This is a genomic window from Bdellovibrionales bacterium (assembly GCA_016714165.1).
GTDB lineage: Bacteria > Bdellovibrionota > Bdellovibrionia > Bdellovibrionales > UBA1609 > JADJVA01.
This window is the reverse complement of record JADJNU010000001.1, coordinates 1,551,190-1,568,126: the sequence shown is the minus strand read 5'-3', so window position 1 is coordinate 1,568,126 and position 16,937 is coordinate 1,551,190. Positions and strand designations below refer to the sequence as shown.

Genomic DNA, 16,937 nt, shown 5'->3' with positions numbered 1-16,937 from the left:
TTAGCGATATTGTTGAGGTTCAAACTCTTCCAAAAGTTTTTTGAGTTCTCTTTCAATCACTCTTTCAGCTAATTCAGGGACAACTTTCCAGGCAACTTCTTCTAAAAACTTGCTTGCCTTTTCACGCATAAATTCTTCGATCTGAGACTTGATGATTTGCTCGATTTGGCGAGAATTTGGACTTCCTCCCGGTGGAGAGAAATCACTTTCCACCTGATCGGTTGGAGAATCGACAGGTTCTAGTTCCAGCTCGAATTCTATGTGTTCTTCTGCCGATCCCTTGGACCCTTGAGAATCCGCTAATTTGGGCACAGAACCTGTCTGATCTTGAAAGAAACGGGCAGGTGCAGGGGGAGGATCATTTACGTTGAGCCGTGGCGTATTGGTTCTAGATTTCTTTGAGGGAGCCTGGTAAAAAGATTCTTGCTGATTAAATTGATCATCGGATTGAGTGAATTCAATTTGGGGCATTTCAGAAGACTCCTCATCCTCCGGTACAGACACCCTAAACCGCTTCAAGTTTTCCTGGGCCCATGAAGACTCTTGGTCTTCTGGAGAATCTATGAGCAGGTCTCCATCAGAATTATCGTCAGAGTTCGAAGCCACTCGTGAGAGACCGCTCAGATTGACACGTTCAAAACCCTCGCCTGGATTTTCAACTGGGCTTGGCTCATTAGCTGGGCCGATGAGTTCGACAGTCGACCTCGTTACTTCTTGTACGGTGGCAAAGTCATCCATCGACCAGTTTGATTCAGAATGAATATCCGGAGGCGGTGGCGGAACAAAGGATGGTGCAGTTGGGCGAGCCCCTTTTGGTGGCGATGTCGTCTTAGGGGGAGGCGATTGAGGTTTACTATTTTCAAGCATGTCCGGAAGCTTCGGAAACTGCAGATACTGGGACATGTCTTGTGACTTTGTCTTTGGAACCAAGGTTTGGACCAACTGGCGAAGCGTCTTTACATCAAAGGGTTTTTCCAGTCGACCATTGGCCCCAGAAGCATCGAACTTGTCCTGATCAAGTTCCATAAACCCGCTCCACATGAGGACCACGGGTGTCTGAGCGAGGTGCGCATCGCGCTTGATCTCTTCGCACACATCATATCCACTTTGCTTTTGTAAAAGAACATCTGCAAAAATGACGTCTGGCTTATATTTTTGGGCCACAGCCAAGACATCCATGCCCAGATTGACTGACTTAACCTCAACTGCATAATCCTGGAGGGCAAGTTGAAAAACCTTTTTTATTGTACTGCTCTCATCAGCAAGTAAGACGCGCAAAGCCATCCAATGAGTTAAGTCTTTTTAGTCATTTGAGTCAAGAGGTCTCATATTTCATTTTTAATATCTTCCTGTCGAAAGGGGCCAAGTTTTTGTGTCAACTCCAGGTGGCGCATGCTAAGCTGAGTCGCGTTATTCGTCCCAAAGGACCTCGATGCTAAATCGGCAGCCAATTATTTAGTGTCTTCGTCTCGATCACGGAGTGGCTAGTCAAGCAAGGGATTCTTGAACGAGGAGTGAGATGCTCAGTTTAGCAGATAGGTATATTGCGAAAAAATTCCTCCTTTTTTTTGCAGGTGGAATCATTGTTTTTACGACCCTATTTTTGGCCTTTGACTCTCTTTCCTCACTCGTGAGATTTGAGGTGCCAACTTCTGTTTTGGTTCACTATTACAGCTATTATCTTCCGTCGATCATTTATCAAATGACTCCGGTCGCATGTTTGTTGGCCACGGTATTTACCTTGTCCTCATTGAATCGGACGCAGGAGTTGGTCGCCTTTTTTTCTATGGGCTTGGGCTTGTGGAGAATCAGTCTTCCCATTTTAGCGATGGTCATTGTTATTGGGGGTCTCAATTTCTGGGTGGGAGATAGACTCCTTCCAAAGTTCAATCAGAAAAAAAATTACGTGTTTTACGTTGAAATCAGAAAAAAGCCGGGTCTTTATTCAACCGTTAAGACAAATAAAATATGGTATCGCTCTGAAAATGTTCTATTTAATATAAAGACTCTCAACGCTGAGACTTCGTCGGCCCAGGGGCTGAGCCTTTATTATTTTGATGGGGATTGGAATCTCGTTCAATTGATAGCAGCCAAGACGCTCCATATGTCGGGTTCCACTTGGGAACTTCGAGATGGCACGGTCACCCTGTTTGCTGAGGAGTCATCTTTTCCCCTGACAAAGGCCTTCGATCGCAAGGTCATTGAAATGAATGAGGAGGTAGCTGATCTTCAATCCTCTGAACACTCCTCGGATACAATGAGTTTGAATTCCCTCAATCAGTTTATAAAAAAGAACAAGGAAGCGGGATTGGACACGCTTCGCTATGAAGTTGACTTTCATTCAAAGGCCAGCTTTCCATTTGCCGCCCTGGTGATGTCGTTAATGGGTATCCCGTTCAGTGTGAGCCGTCAGCGCTCGGGCGGGGCCTTTTTGAGTGTTTCTCTTTGTATCGGACTGACATTTTTTTATTGGGCGCTCTATAGTTCTTCTGTGACCCTGGGGCAACACGGTGCCGTTCCTCCATTGTTTGCCGCTTGGGTCCCTAATTTTCTTATGGTAGCAGTGGCAGGCGTTTTAATGATTAAGTCAAAACGTTAAGATTGAGAAGCTTCATTTTTTTGTGGATCATTGAGTAAAATCTTGATTTAAGGCTATATTGGCGCTTTGAGTTGGATGAACCAAATCCAAAAAAATGGAGAAATGCATGTCTGTTACTTCCCAGCTTGAATCAAATCCACAGACTGAAGGTTTCTATCAGCCTGGAGAGTGGAATTCCCATGAAGCGGTGTGGTTGGCATGGCCCAGTCACAGGGAGCTTTGGGAAGAGAATTTGCTTCTGGCGCAAGAGGAATTTGTCGCTTTTTGCCGGACCATTGTCGACTACAATCCCGTCACTCGGGTGGCTCACGGCGAGAATCTCTGGATTTTGGTTCCGGACGAACAATTGGAAGCTGAAGCGAGGAGGGCCTTGGGTGACTTGCCAGCTCGCTTTTTTCGGATACCGTTTGGTGACATTTGGCTGCGGGATACAGCTCCAATTTTTTGATGAATAAATCGGGAGAGAGAGCCTCGGTGAGATTTGCGTTTAACGGCTGGGGAAGAAAATATATTCTGCCTCATGACACTGAGGTTGCGTTGCGTTTGGCCGAACAGGTCGGGGCCAAGATTCGGCAATTTAATTTCCCTTGGATTTTAGAAGGGGGTTCTGTCGAAGTGGATGGTGAAGGAACATGTCTGACAAGTCGCCAGTGCCTACTCAATCCGAATCGAAATCTGGGATTAACGGAAGCAATGATTGAGTTGGGGTTGAAATCGGCTTTGGGGGTTGAAAAAGTGCTTTGGCTCAACGAGGGACTTCTCAATGACCACACAGACGGACATATTGATACCATCACTCGCTTTTCAGCGCCTGGAGCTGTACTGTGCACAAAAGCAGTATCGAAGGGAGATCCGAATAGCTCCGTTTACCTTCGGATCAAACAAGATCTTCAAGTAATGAGAGACGCGAAGGGACGGCGTTTTGAGATTGTTGAGGTTCCTTCTCCCGGAGCAATTTACAATAAGGACGGAAGTCCCATGCCGGCGAGTTACCTGAATTTTTATATTTCGAATACGCGGGTGATAGTGCCTATCTACGGCAGTCCACAGGACGATGAGGCTGTGAAAGTAATTGGTTCCTGTTTTCCTGACCGACAGACCATTGGATTGAGCGCAAATGCGATCTTAAATGGTGGAGGAGCCTTTCATTGCATTAGCCAGCAGGTACCAATTTAAATGGATTTGTGTCAGTTGTGGGAGGGCCGACAGAGTTCGATCATTGACTCAATGAAGTTAGCCAGGAGATGAAGGTGAGCAAAAGAAATCTAACAGTCGCTGCCTTACAAAGTGCATTTACGAGCGACTTGAAACGAAATATCGAAGTCATGGACAGGATGGTCAGGGAATCCGCAAAAAAGGGGGCCCAGATTATCTTGATGCCTGAGCTGTTCGAAAATATCTATTTTTGTACCTTTGAAAAGGATAAATTTTTTGCAATGGCGAGACCCGTAAAGGATCATCCCACGATAAGACATTTTCAAGAGGTGGCGTGCGAGTTGAGAGTTGTGCTTCCCGTTTCATTTTTTGAAAGAGAAGATCAGTGCTACTATAATAGTCTTGCGATGATCGATGCGGATGGCTGCTTATTGGGAGTCTATCGCAAGTCTCATATACCTGATGGCCCCGGCTACGAAGAGAAATTTTATTTTCGATCGGGCAATACGGGCTTTAAGGTCTGGTCAACAAAGTATGCACAAGTGGGAGTGGGAATCTGCTGGGACCAGTGGTTTCCTGAATGCGCCCGAGCGATGACCCTCATGGGTGCAGAAATTTTGCTCTACCCAACGGCCATAGGCACGGAGCCAGAGGAATCCGCGCTTGACACGAAGGACCCCTGGCAGCGAGCCATGATTGGGCATGCCGTGAGCAATGTGATTCCGGTTGTAGCGGCCAATCGAATTGGAGTGGAGCCTCGTCAGGAATTTTACGGTCATTCGTTTATCTGTGATCAGAGAGGCAACAAGGTGTCTGAATTGGGGGCAAAGGAATCAGGTCCGATATTTGCCACTTTGACCTTGAGGAGGTCGCGAGAAATCGAGCCTCCTTTGGATTTTTTCGAGATCGACGTCCTGATTTATATGGCAGGCTTGTCGATTTTTGATATTGAGCTCAGTCATCAGTGGCACCCAATTTTGGCGACACGACAGCAGCCGTCCTCATTGAACGAAAAAAAATCCCTTTTGCGACATAGATCGGTTATCCTTTTGATATCAGGAGTACGTCCTGACAAAAAAGTTCCTTGACTGTACTCACCTGGTCGCCCCATGTGAAATTCAAGTGTCTCCTGCGCTCTTCGTTTCAAGTCAGCCTCAGGTACTTTGTGCTTTTTGATCAATTGACGGGTAAAGGCACCGCTTTCGATGTTGAAGCGATAGCTTCCATCTTGCAAGACCCTCAGTTCTCCAGCAAGGACTCCCTCGCGGCCGTTCGCCAGGTCAACGTGCTTGACCCCAATTTCAAAACTATCATCAACTTCTCCCATAACAAATTTCCCATCCCGAGTATAAAGGTAGGTGTAGTTTCCTGGTTTCAGCTGTGAGGCAGAAATGGGTTCAGTATATTCCTTGATGAGGCCCGAATTAGCAGCAGATTGGCGAAGGCCCGGCGTGGGAACAATATTGAATTCGACCTGATTTCCAGAGGAATCCATCGCAGTTCTGTAGGACATCGCCCTCCCACTTCCTGGCCCTATGGTGACGCCGGGCTGGTCTTGGAACAGGCCGCGTATGGAATCTTGTGCGGATCTTCCTGGCTGAAGTCTTGGCTGGGAGAAGAGTGGACTCTGTTTGTTCTTTGAATATTCGAGTGATGCCATTTCTGATTCGCTGAGGACTCGTGATTTTCCGTCTGGTGTCATCACTTGAATTCGGCCGTCATTAAAAACCTTGCTTAAAACTCCCGGGTATTTTTGATTTTTTCCGTCCGGAACAAAGTCGATGATCCTTGGTCCGTTTTCTTGCCTACCGAGATCACCCGAGACCCAATCTCTTCGCAACTGAAGTGTTTCATTGCTCAGATCAGAACGCGGACTCATTGCGCGTCTCAATTGAATATTTCTTTCCTCGGCAATGGCATTTGGGTTGTTTAGGCTCTCCAAACGCAATTTATTGTATTGTGCGGCCGTATCATCGCTGGCAAAGCGAACGAGAGGCAAATCGCGACTTCCGAGCGTTCGACGTTGGCCATCAACGAGCTCAACGACCAGAGTGCCGTTTGGATTCTCTGAGATCAAACGAGCTGCAACCATACTGTCATCGATTGGAATCGAGAGAACTCTCTTCTCAAAGATGGCGGTGTTCAATTTATTGGTATCTGCCCAGACCTCTCGAAATTCTCTTTGTCTCGGCAGGGTGGAACTTTCCGGATTCAGATATCTCTGGGCAAAGAGCTGACGCGCATCAGAGGGGCTGAATCCAACCCGCCCCTTTTCCATGAGGACACGAATTTCGGAGTCGCTCAGCCCCGCCTCTTTTAGGATCTTGGATTTCCTTCGCTTTTGTCCAAAAGTGTAGTTCCCGACCCCGGCTGGTCCTCCATTTTCTCCAATCTCACCGGCTCCTTCCAAGTGTGCCTTTTCTATCGCATTCATTTCATTTTCGGTGATCTCGCGCTTGAGCATCTCAGAAATCTCTGAGCGGGCGACAGGTGAGGAGAGTTGTGTATGGCCCAAGGCCTTCGATCCAAGTTTTCCAAGATCCGGAAGAACAGCCAATCCAAAAGAAAGAGCTGCCAGCGTTGCTGTTAAAATACAATTGTCTGCCCTCAATTGTCCCACTGTTGGGGCACTCACACATTGGCCCTTGTCATTCGTTAAATTGAGGTCGACTATTTTTGGACTGTTCTTGCTCAAGCACTCGCCATCTATTTGAGTGAGGGCTAATTCTGAATCCATTGCCAGGGCTGCTACTTGAAGAGCTCTTGCCGAATTGATTGATATGAAACCACCCGCTCTTGCGGATTGGGCGACGGAACCAATGCGTGATGCAATGGATGCTCCACGAACTGCCACTGCAGCGACACCGCTCATCACAAATGAGCCGATCATCACACTGGCATCAAGTGCTTCAGCTCCACTCCCATAGCTCGCATCGGCGTGACAGGCGAGGGCCTTCATTGTCTCTCTGTCAGAGCTGCTATTAATTACCTTTTCTGTTACTGCCGGATCGCTGAGTAGGGATTTGCGTGAAGAGCGATCAAAGGATTGACCTCCTCTTTTCGCGGCATTTGATAGACTTGAGGACTCACTGCGAAGGAGAGATTCGGTCGAGCGATAGGCTTTTTGAATTTCCTGTCCCAGGGATTTTTCCAAGGCCTCAAGATCGGCGCCATCAGGAAGACTGATATATCTGTTGATGAGACTTTGGATGGCGGGAGTACCGGATAATGGCACAGAGCTCAAAATTGCTTGGAAGGCGGATCGATGCCGAATGATATTACGACAAAGTTCAGTATTGGAATTGAAAATCATCTTTTGTGAAGAGTTTGGAATCTCTGATAGCTCTTTGAGCTTGAGGGGACAAGTTTTGTTGGTTATGGAGGGACTGCTGGCGAGTTCAGAAGTGCTTTGAGCCAATGCCTGCTTGTGCTTTCTCAGTTCTGGTAAAAAGGAGAGAATGTTCTTATTCGAAATCTCTTCTCCTTCTGCAACTTGTTTGGCGAAATCGGCCGCACAAGAAAGCTCGAGGGAGTGTTGATTTGCGAGAGTGGCAAAGAAGCGGTCTTCTGAGGATTGAACGGAGTGATTGGTGATCTCAGCGAGAGTTGATTTAAGTCTTGCGATGGGTGGAGTTCGAGATTCGCACTCCTGTTCAAGTTTGGAGAGAGCCAACTGGGCTTTGGATTCGATGACAAGAGAGCAGGATTCGCCTCCGGATAATTTGTATGCAACCTGTGAAAGAGTCTCAAGCGGTCCATCCGCCTGGGCCCGACCAAAAATACCACCAGAGGCACCGCTAAAAACACCGCAGATGAGCAGAGGAAAAAGGCGAGGGACTCCGTCCTTCAGATACTGGTTCATTTTGAGATGCATTGCCAAAATCCTCACCTATTTCCATTCGGTCGAAACCAGAGAATCGTTGAGAGGGTCACATTTGAATTCGATAAGCTAACCTGCCTTTTGGTCAAGGCTCCTCCTTGTCCGGAGTTAAGAGTGGGCGGGTGCATTCACCAGGTTTGTAGGCGGGTTCACCAACAGAGGCAAGGTATGCTCTCTGCAATCAGGTTTTCTGAATCGATACAAAATGGCTTCAATGTAATAGTGAGTGAAAATAAAGCTTAAGCCGAGGGAAGTGATGGCTCTTGAAGTGAACTCGGACTCAATGCGCAGCCAGTTCAAGAATGAGAGATTGCGATAATTGAAAAGAAGTCCCAAGAGCACGAACGAAAAGAGACTGTAAGCCGTTATATTCATCCATTGTTTTCCGCTTTTAGATCTTTCTTTCACATGGCGATACACACAAAAGGATTCAATTCCGTGAGATGTGCCGATCACCATTTTGGCTGCCGGAGATAAGAAAATGAGTGGAAAAGCGAAAGATCTCAAAAGGTAGAGTAACTTAAGGTAATTCCACGGCTTTGGATAACTGAAAAAATTCAAGATTATTCCTAAGCAGAAAGGCAATAGAAATAGAAAGGCGTAGTGAAGCCAGAAAAAACGGTTTGGGCCAATCAAATTTGAGAATAAAACTACCATCAAAAGCACGAATGCCCAGGTGTATAAAATAAATAGGTATTTCTCTCTCTTTTGGCTTTTTCGAAGATTAACAGTCCCTACAGGATCTGTTGGTTCATTTCTGATGTCATAGAGCCTGGAGATTCCTCTGATTTGCGCCAGAGGATGGTGACTAAATAGGCCGATCGTTACCACAGCAACGATAAATTCTACTGCCAAGCTATTCGTTGCCCAATGAGATATTATTTGAATTTTGAAAAAGAACAGAAAGAAAAAAGACTGAACGCCAACCAATTTACTCCAAAATCCAAACTTCCCACCACCTTGGAGTAGAATCCAGTTTTTAATTTCTTCGCTCCGAAAGAGAAAGATGTAGGGAAACAACGCATGAATACTGTTCAGAAAAATGATATTACGTACGAAATCCCACAAGGTATTCTGTTGTGATCCGGTTGGGAGACCAAGCGCTCCGGGAAAAATGAATAGATCAAGGGCAATGAGAGGATACCAAATAAAGGGAATAGCAAGATTCAAGTACTCAAGATTCTTCGAAAAAAGTGGAGCTTTGCAAAAGGCAGGCATCCCGACATTTTAACGCGGGTTGATTTAAAGTCGAGTCCAGTTCGTGATTCCTTCCAACCAAATTCGAGCGAAACTCTATGCTTTTTATTTCAATTCGAGAGGAGCGCTAATCGAAAGAATCAAGAGAGTGACGTCCAGATTAAAATTTTCCGCAGAGATCTGTCCCCCTTCAATTTGGTCAAATTCCTGTTTTACAAATTCAAAATTGAGGCTGAGTTTTGATTGGAACTCTATCCCGAGGCTGGCTTTGATTGCTCGACCCAAGTATTTGAGATTTGCGTTGATGTCGGTGAGCTCATTGAGTGAGTAATATCCGAGCCACAGGTGGGTTTTGCTTTTTCCAAATCTCACCCCCACCCCCCACATGCGATTCATGAATTCATTATCGCTGTTTGAAGTATCGAGCAAATAGGGGCCGCCGAGGTGAAAATCGAGACCTACGAACGTGCCGCCGTTTAGCTGAAGCCCGCCCTTTCCACCCAATACGGTTCCCATCTTTGAATCGGAGTACCCGCCGGTGGACCACTCAAAGCGACTGTATCCAAGGTAGGGTTCCACAGCGAGGTTCGCCGCACTCTCTTGGGAAATCATCAGGAAAATAGCAAAAAACACTAGAGTCCAATGTCGAACCATCATAGCTTTAATTATTGAGACTGCGGGGGGTGATGTCCATTAGAACCGGTCATTTTTTTGTTTCCACGTGCGGAGAATCGTGGGCAGGGCTTTGCTTCCATATTGTGGTGCTTGTTTTGCTACACCTGGCCATTCAGTTTGGCTCGCACACAGCCCTTGCTCAGGACGCGGCCTATGGGGCCTATGGATTGTTTCCCGGAGGGACAACGAGAGTTTTGGCGATGGGAGGAGCTGCGGTTGGATTGAGTGACGATGCGGGGGCCGTGCTTTACAATCCGGCCGGGCTATCAATGTCTCGATGGATTTTTGATCTTGCTGGAACCACGAATCGCGTGGTCAATCGTGAGGTGGACTTTGATGGGGACACTCAGCTTGACGGATTGCCTTATGACTTTGTGTTTTCCTCTCTCGGCCTGCGTTTGGGTCCGTTTGGAATTGGGGGAGGATATTCTCAACCCTACAATTTGGACTTTTCTTCGAATTTTGTGGCGAACGGAGTGACTAAGCTTCTCAAAATAGAAAGCCGGGATTTGGCAATTTCGTGGCGGTTTTGGGAGAGCGTTTCTTTTGGAATGACAGGACATCAGGAAAAAGTGGTTTTAGGTTACAAAGATGAGGCCATGCCATTGGATTTGGAATCTCAGGCAGAAGCTTTCTACCTCACTTTTGGCTTTCGCTACAACAATGACAGGAAGATTGGGTTGGGTGTGACCTATTCTCCGGAACGGCGTTATAACCTTGATGAGAGCCTTGACACTCAGATTACGCCCTCTGAGGAATGGTTTCATGACGTCGTTGTTCCTGCAAAATTGGTTTTGGGAGGATCTGTTAAACTGACAGGCCGACTGATGTGGGTGGGAGATGTGGATATATATTATCCCGTAAAAAGGGCTTTTTATGTGGGGGGATCAAGTACGGATCCCTCGGATCAAGTTGAAAGTGATCAGAAAGTCGTGATTCACGGAGGCTTTGAATATCAGGTCATTAACAATAAAAACATTGCCTTTGTTTGGAGGGGCGGAGGTTATCAAGAACCACCGCGTCTAAATTTTTCTAAAAATCGCCTTCATTATACGATGGGGGTTGAGGTTCGATTGGGATTCATCACTTTAAGTGCTGCCTACGATCAGGCTCCCGACTTCAGCAACATTGCCCAGACGGTTGGATTGAGTCTCTCGGCTCTGAATTGAGCGAAAAGCCCCTCCTAGGAAAAGGTGGTCTTTCTTTTGTGAGCCTCTTGCGGTAGAATGGCGGTTGGTTATTTGCCCTTCGTTTTGAAAAGCAGAGCCTATGAGTTTGAGGATAACATATGGCAAAACTGGAAGTATTGAGATTTCCTGATCCGAGGCTTCGTAAAAAGTCGGTGGCGGTAAAGACCGTGACGCCCAGCCTCAAACAGCTCGTCGAGGACATGTTTGAAACTATGTATGCTTCCTCTGGAATTGGCTTAGCTGCTCCTCAGGTAAATCATCTTGTGAGACTTTTTGTTGCTGATACTCGACCAAGAGAAAATGGACGCTACAAGCTTGAGGACATGTCTCCTCTGGAGCAGGCTGTTTCTCAGCCATTTGTTATTTTTAATCCTGAAATTATAAAGAAGGTGGGGAAAACAACTTACGATGAGGGCTGTCTGAGTGTTCCAACCTACTATGAATCTGTCCAGAGAGCAGAACTGATCGTCGTTCAGGGGCTTAATTTAGAGGGGAAAAAAATTCAGCTTGAAGTGGATGGGCTCCTCGCTATCTGTATTCAACATGAAATTGACCACCTTGATGGAAAATTGTTTATCGACCGCCTCAGTCCGATCAAGTCCGCCCGTATCAAATCACGGATAAAAAAGGCAGGTTATCCAGCTCGTCCGGAGAAAGTCGAGGAGCAGGATGAAGAAGTAGTTTACCGATGAGCCTCATTCGAACCGTTTTTTTAGGAACCCCTGACATTGCAGCGTATTGTCTGGGATCGATGATCAAGGATGAACACTTTAAGCTTGTGGGTGTTGTGACTCAACCCGATCGTCAATCTGGGCGCAAAATGAAACTTCAATCATCTCCGGTGAAGGAACTAGCTCTTTCCCATCAGCTTCCTGTGTTAACGCCTGAAAAAGTGAATGAGGATGAGATTATTGAAACGATCTCGTCCTGGAAAGCTGAAGTGGCCGTTGTTGTCGCCTTCGGACAGATCTTGCCTCAAGTTTTTTTGGATCTTTATCCGCGCTCTGTGGTGAATGTTCACACGAGTCTTTTGCCACGGTGGCGGGGAGCTGCTCCTATCCAGCGTGCGGTGATGGCCGGAGATCACAAGACGGGAGTTTGTCTTCAGGTTATGGTGAAGAAGCTGGATGCAGGTGACGTTGTGGGTCGAAGAGTTATTGATATCGAAGATGACTGGAGTGCTTTCGATCTCCATGAGAAAATGAAGCCCCTTGCAGCTGATTTGCTTCATGTTGAGCTGATGGATTACCTGCGAGGAAACTTGGTTCCCTTAAAGCAAGAAGAATCTTTGGTTACCTACGCTAAAAAGATTGAAAAATCCGAAACTCAAATTGATTGGCGCCTCCCGGCCGTTGAAATCCATAATAGAATTCGCGGATTGGCTCTTGGTCCTGGAGCTCATACTGTTCGTGCAGGAAAGAAATTGAAACTCATAAAATCACGGGTGATTCCAAAATCAAAAGACGATCTTCCAGGAAAGGTCATTGGAATTGAGGCTGACTCATTTGTCGTTTCTTCCGGAGACGGGGCTTTGCAGATTTTGATCGTGCAGCCAGAATCTCGCTCCGAAATGAATGCCAAGGACTACCTGCGTGGCTACCCTTTTTCGCTTGGAGAAAAATTAGGTGAATCCTCATAAGAACGAATTTTTGGTGGCACCGAGCTTGCTTTCTGCTGATTTTTCAATATTGAGAGATGAAATACAGAAGGTAGAAAGATGCGGAGCCGATTGGATCCACATCGACGTGATGGATGGTCATTTTGTTCCAAACATAACAATTGGTGCACCCGTCGTGAAGTCCTTAAGGCCCGTGACATTTACCATTGCTGCCAAAAGTGGATTTGATTTTGGTTATGACGGTCAACCCCGGCTTTGGCGGTCAGAGTTTTATGCATGATCAGACTTCTAAAATTGACAGAGTTCGCAAAGAACTGACCAGAATAGGATCGGCAGCGCTCATCGAGGTTGATGGGGGAGTCAACGCTGAGACGGCCCGAGCCTGCCGGGATGCTGACGTTTTGGTGGCAGGTTCCTATATCTTCAAAAATGATTATAAAAAGGCGATCGCTTCTTTGAAGGAGGCAAAATCTGATGGAAATTAATGGGGAGGAGATAACTGTCGATCAAGTTTGGCAGATAGCCTACAGTTTGCCCATAGAAAAAGTGACTCTCGCAGAGAAGGCTCGTCAGGGGATGTTGAATTCACGTGGGTATATCAATAAGCGCATCGAACAGGGCGATGTGATGTATGGGGTGAACACCGGATTTGGGGCTTTTAGCAGGGTTCAGATTTCAAAGTCAGATACAATACAGTTACAGAAAAACTTGATTCGCTCTCATTGCGTTGGAGTGGGTGAGCCGTTCACCAAAGCCGAGTCGCGTGCGATCATGCTGCTGAGAGCGAATGCTTTGGCTCGAGGCCACAGCGGTGTTCGTGTTGAAGTTGTTGAAAAGTTACTGGAGTTTTTGAACCAAGATATTATTCCAGTGATTCCACAGCAGGGATCAGTTGGAGCGAGTGGGGATCTGGCTCCACTTTCACACTTGGCCTTAGCTCTCATGGGTGAGGGAGAAGTATGGGATGGCAAAAAAAAGCTTGCAGCACTGGGATACCTCTCTAAAAGGGGGGTTAAGCCTCTCGAGTTAGAAGCCAAAGAGGGATTGTCTCTGATCAATGGATGTCAAGTGATGACGGCGGTGGGCCTCTTGAATTGCTATGAGGGACGGCGCTTGGCTTGGATGGTTGATCTTGGAGGAGCCATGTCACTTGAGGCCCTTCAGGGCTCTCGAAAGGCCTTTGATCCTCTCATTGCGGCGACACGTCTTCATCCTGGAGAGGCAAAAACGGCCCGCAATTTAACGAAAATTTTAGGCCCAACCTCATCGATTGCGGAGGCTCACGCCGATTGCAGTCGAGTTCAGGATGCATATTCCCTTCGTTGCATACCGGCGGTCCATGGAGCGGCAAAAGATGTTTTGCGAAGCACTTGTCGCACTCTTGAGATAGAGGCAAATTCGAGCACGGATAATCCCTTGGTGTTTGCCGATGAGGACAAGGTCTTGTCTTGTGGAAATTTTCATGGTGAGCCAGTTGCCTTTGCCCTTGATTTTTTGGGAATTGCCATGAGCGCAATGTGCAGTATTTCAGAGTGTCGAATTGAAAAGCTCATGAATCCAGCATTGAGCGGGCTTCCCGCATTTTTGGCTCCGAAGGGAGGCTTGAATAGCGGGCTGATGATCGTCCAGGTGTCGGCAGCTTCTTTGGTGAGCGAAAATAAAATTCTTTCACATCCGGCGAGCGTGGATAGCATTCCGACCTCTGCCGATAAAGAAGACCATGTGAGCATGGGAACGATCGCGGCCAGAAAACTTGGGGCTATTATTCGCAATGCTGAAAATATTGTGGCAATGGAGTTTTTGTGCGCAGCTCAGGGCTTGGAGTTGTTGGCGCCTTTAAAGCCAGCTGGAGGAGTTTTGGGAGCTTTGGAGCTGATCCGATCGGAAGTTCCCTTTGCCGAAACTGATCGGGCTTTTTATCGAGATATCGAGGCGATCAAAAAACTGATTCGCTCTGAAAGTTTGCTCAATTGCATCCAGTCAAGTGTGGGAGCTTTGGAATGGTAAAGCGTATCATCAGATCACCTCACGGATCTCAGCTGAATTGTAAGGGTTGGTTGCAAGAAGCTGCTTACCGAATGATTCAAAATAATCTTGATTCGGAGGTGGCAGAGTATCCTGATGAATTGATTGTCTACGGAGGGCGGGGCAAGGCAGCCCGGGATTGGCTGTCTTACGATCGCATTTTGCTGGCCTTGAAGGAGTTAGAATCTGATGAGACTCTCATCATCCAATCTGGAAAGCCGATTGGCACGATCAAAACCCATGAGGATGCGCCGAGGGTGCTTTTAGCAAACTCCAATCTCGTGCCCAAATGGGCGACTTGGGAGGTTTTTGACGAGCTCGAAAGAAAAGGTCTCATGATGTATGGGCAGATGACGGCCGGATCATGGATTTATATTGGGTCTCAGGGGATCGTTCAGGGAACTTTTGAAACATTTGTTGAAGCAGGGCGAAGGCATTTCTCTGGTGATTTGCGAGGACGAACGATTCTGACGGCAGGACTTGGAGGAATGGGTGGTGCTCAACCGCTCGCCGGCGTTTTTGCTGGTGCCAATGTTCTTGCTGTTGAGGTTGATCCCGCTCGCATTCAAAAGCGACTTGATACAAGGTACATCGATGAAGTGGCCGAAGGCATTGATGATGCGCTTGAGCGTGTGGCTCGCTATCGCAAAGAGGGAGTTGCCAGAAGTGTGGCTCTATTGGGCAACATGGCGACGGTGATCAGGGAGTTAAATGAGCGAGGTTTTCTACCCGATCTCCTGACCGATCAGACTTCTGCTCATGACCCCTTGAACGGATATATTCCGGAGGGACACTCGATTTCTGAGGCCGCTCAATTGCGAAAATCTCATCCTCAACTGTATTTGGAAAAAGCAAAGGCCTCTATTGTGGCTCATGTGCAGGGAATGCTTTTGATGCAAAAGCGCGGAGCTGTTACCTTTGACTATGGGAATAATATAAGGGCAGTGGCTTTTGAGGGTGGAGAGAAAGATGCATTCAAAATACCCGGTTTTGTTCCTGAGTATATTCGCCCCTTGTTTTGTCGGGGCAGTGGACCTTTTCGTTGGGTGGCGCTGAGTGGCGATCCCAAAGATATTCAAGTCACAGATGATGCACTTCGAGAATTGTTTCCTCACAAAAAAAATCTCTTGCGCTGGCTTGATATGGCAGAAAAGCGGATCGCTTTTCAGGGATTGCCGGCTCGCATTTGTTGGCTTGAATACGGCGAAAGATCTTTGGCAGGTCTTAGGTTTAACGAACTCGTTGCGACGGGAAAGGTGAGAGCTCCAATTGTGATTGGTCGCGATCATCTTGACTGCGGTTCTGTGGCGAGTCCTAACCGTGAAACAGAAGGTATGAAGGACGGCTCTGATATGGTTGGCGATTGGCCGATTTTAAATGCCCTCGTGAACACCGCTTGCGGTGCAACTTGGGTGAGTTTTCATCAGGGTGGTGGAGTTGGTATGGGCTACAGTCTTCACGCGGGACAGGTGATTGTCGCCGATGGAACGGCTGCAGCGGCACGGCGCTTGGAGCGAGTCTTGAACGCAGATCCGGCCATGGGACTATTTCGTCATATAGATGCGGGCTACAATGATGCCGCTGCCATGGCACGAGAACGGGGAGTGAAATCTTTTTGGATTTGATTCGTTTTTTTTCAAGGCGAATCCCTTTCACTGTTTGGCTGTTTGTCTGTTGTTTCAATAGCAGTGCAGATATACGTGATCATGAAAGTCAGTTGCCTCTCTACGAGATTGGATTGGCCGGAGCCACTTTTTTTATGTCAGATTATCCAGCGGCAGAGCAGGGAAAATTGCGGGCCCTGGCGGTTCCCTATGTCTTTTATCGGGGTAAGGTTTTAAGGGCAGATGATGAGGGTGGAATTCGTGGGCGCCTCGTGGATCGCGAAAAAGTTGAATTTGACCTGAGTGCTTCAGCCGGATTCCCAGCCGATAGCGGTGATAATCAGGCCCGAAGGGGAATGCCCGACATTGATTGGATCGGAGAGGTAGGGCCGCGACTGAGAGTACACATTTTCGACCAAGGAAAACACCGGCTTAATTTTAATCTTCCTGTTCGCTACGTATTTTCTACTGATTTTACACGAGCTGATGACCGAGGTTATTTATTTCAACCGGAGCTTGAATATCGCAATAGCAATATTTTTGATGAAGATTTGGAAGGAACGATTCTCCTTTCAATGATTTTTGCAAGCGATCAGTTGATGGATTACTTTTATGAGGTTCCGGCCGAACACTCGCGCCCTGATCGTCCGTCTTTTCAAGCACACGGGGGCTATTTAGGCACCTCTTTGACCCTCGGTGCTTCACGTGAAATGACAGAAGACACAAGGTTTTTTGTTGGTGTAAAAATGGACTATTTTGGCTTTTCTAGAAATGATCACAGTCCCCTATTTAGGGATCCTCTTAATTTGACCTTTGCCTTAGGTTTTAGTTATCGCCTCCTGGAGTCGGAAGACCGAGCTGGAACACGAATGTAGGTTTATCTGTGCGCGACTCTCAGGAACTAAAAATATGAGATCGACACTCTTTCATTATTTAATGAGAACGGTTACAGTCCCGGCGGGGTACAAAATAATAGTAGATTCTGGAGGTTTTG

Annotated in this window: 11 protein-coding genes and 3 pseudogenes; 10 read left to right on the top strand and 4 right to left on the bottom strand. The window is 47.0% G+C overall.

Going from position 1 to position 16,937, the window contains the following annotated elements:
* Complete coding sequence (locus IPJ71_06930) at positions 1-1,284, bottom strand: response regulator (GenBank protein MBK7843416.1); 1,284 nt, start codon at positions 1,282-1,284, stop codon at positions 1-3.
* Between the two features lie 235 nt (positions 1,285-1,519).
* Here IPJ71_06930 and lptG point away from each other — a divergent pair, with 235 nt between their 5' ends.
* From lptG to aguB, 3 genes and pseudogenes are all read left to right on the top strand, one after another.
* A complete protein-coding gene (gene lptG, locus IPJ71_06925) occupies positions 1,520-2,599 on the top strand; it encodes an LPS export ABC transporter permease LptG (protein MBK7843415.1) in 1,080 nt (359 codons plus the stop codon).
* A gap of 94 nt (positions 2,600-2,693) precedes the next feature.
* A pseudogene (locus IPJ71_06920) lies at positions 2,694-3,775 on the top strand (agmatine deiminase family protein).
* Positions 3,776-3,843: 68 nt separating this feature from the next.
* Positions 3,844-4,700 (top strand): annotated as a pseudogene (gene aguB, locus IPJ71_06915) (N-carbamoylputrescine amidase).
* A 15-nt stretch (positions 4,701-4,715) separates the two neighbouring features.
* Here the strand turns inward: aguB and IPJ71_06910 are convergent.
* The 3 genes from IPJ71_06910 to IPJ71_06900 form a co-directional block, all read right to left on the bottom strand.
* A complete protein-coding gene (locus IPJ71_06910; protein MBK7843414.1) occupies positions 4,716-7,628 on the bottom strand; it encodes a hypothetical protein in 2,913 nt (970 codons plus the stop codon).
* A gap of 114 nt (positions 7,629-7,742) precedes the next feature.
* Complete coding sequence (locus IPJ71_06905; GenBank protein MBK7843413.1) at positions 7,743-8,852, bottom strand: hypothetical protein; 1,110 nt, start codon at positions 8,850-8,852, stop codon at positions 7,743-7,745.
* A gap of 84 nt (positions 8,853-8,936) precedes the next feature.
* Positions 8,937-9,488, bottom strand: a complete 552-nt coding sequence (locus tag IPJ71_06900; GenBank protein MBK7843412.1) for a hypothetical protein — start codon at positions 9,486-9,488, stop codon at positions 8,937-8,939.
* Between the two features lie 29 nt (positions 9,489-9,517).
* Between IPJ71_06900 and IPJ71_06895 the strand changes: the two genes are divergently transcribed.
* The 7 genes and pseudogenes from IPJ71_06895 to IPJ71_06865 all read left to right on the top strand — a co-directional run bounded on the left by IPJ71_06895 (position 9,518) and on the right by IPJ71_06865 (position 16,818).
* The gene (locus IPJ71_06895; protein ID MBK7843411.1) at positions 9,518-10,675 is read left to right on the top strand and encodes a hypothetical protein; all 1,158 of its coding nucleotides are present in this window, start codon (positions 9,518-9,520) and stop codon (positions 10,673-10,675) included.
* A 119-nt stretch (positions 10,676-10,794) separates the two neighbouring features.
* A complete protein-coding gene (gene def, locus IPJ71_06890; protein ID MBK7843410.1) occupies positions 10,795-11,388 on the top strand; it encodes a peptide deformylase in 594 nt (197 codons plus the stop codon).
* Positions 11,385-12,335: a methionyl-tRNA formyltransferase gene (locus IPJ71_06885; protein MBK7843409.1), complete on the top strand. Its 951-nt coding sequence runs from the start codon at positions 11,385-11,387 to the stop codon at positions 12,333-12,335. The genes def and IPJ71_06885 overlap by 4 nt, the downstream gene beginning before the upstream one ends.
* 10 nt (positions 12,336-12,345) lie before the next feature.
* Positions 12,346-12,799 (top strand): annotated as a pseudogene (locus IPJ71_06880) (ribulose-phosphate 3-epimerase).
* A complete protein-coding gene (gene hutH, locus IPJ71_06875; protein MBK7843408.1) occupies positions 12,789-14,321 on the top strand; it encodes a histidine ammonia-lyase in 1,533 nt (510 codons plus the stop codon). The pseudogene IPJ71_06880 and the gene hutH overlap by 11 nt, the downstream one beginning before the upstream one ends.
* Positions 14,315-15,964: a urocanate hydratase gene (hutU, locus tag IPJ71_06870; GenBank protein MBK7843407.1), complete on the top strand. Its 1,650-nt coding sequence runs from the start codon at positions 14,315-14,317 to the stop codon at positions 15,962-15,964. Before hutH ends, hutU begins: the two co-directional genes overlap by 7 nt.
* Positions 15,955-16,818, top strand: coding sequence for a MipA/OmpV family protein (locus tag IPJ71_06865; protein MBK7843406.1), 864 nt, complete (start codon positions 15,955-15,957; stop codon positions 16,816-16,818). Before hutU ends, IPJ71_06865 begins: the two co-directional genes overlap by 10 nt.
* Positions 16,819-16,937: the final 119 nt, after the last annotated feature.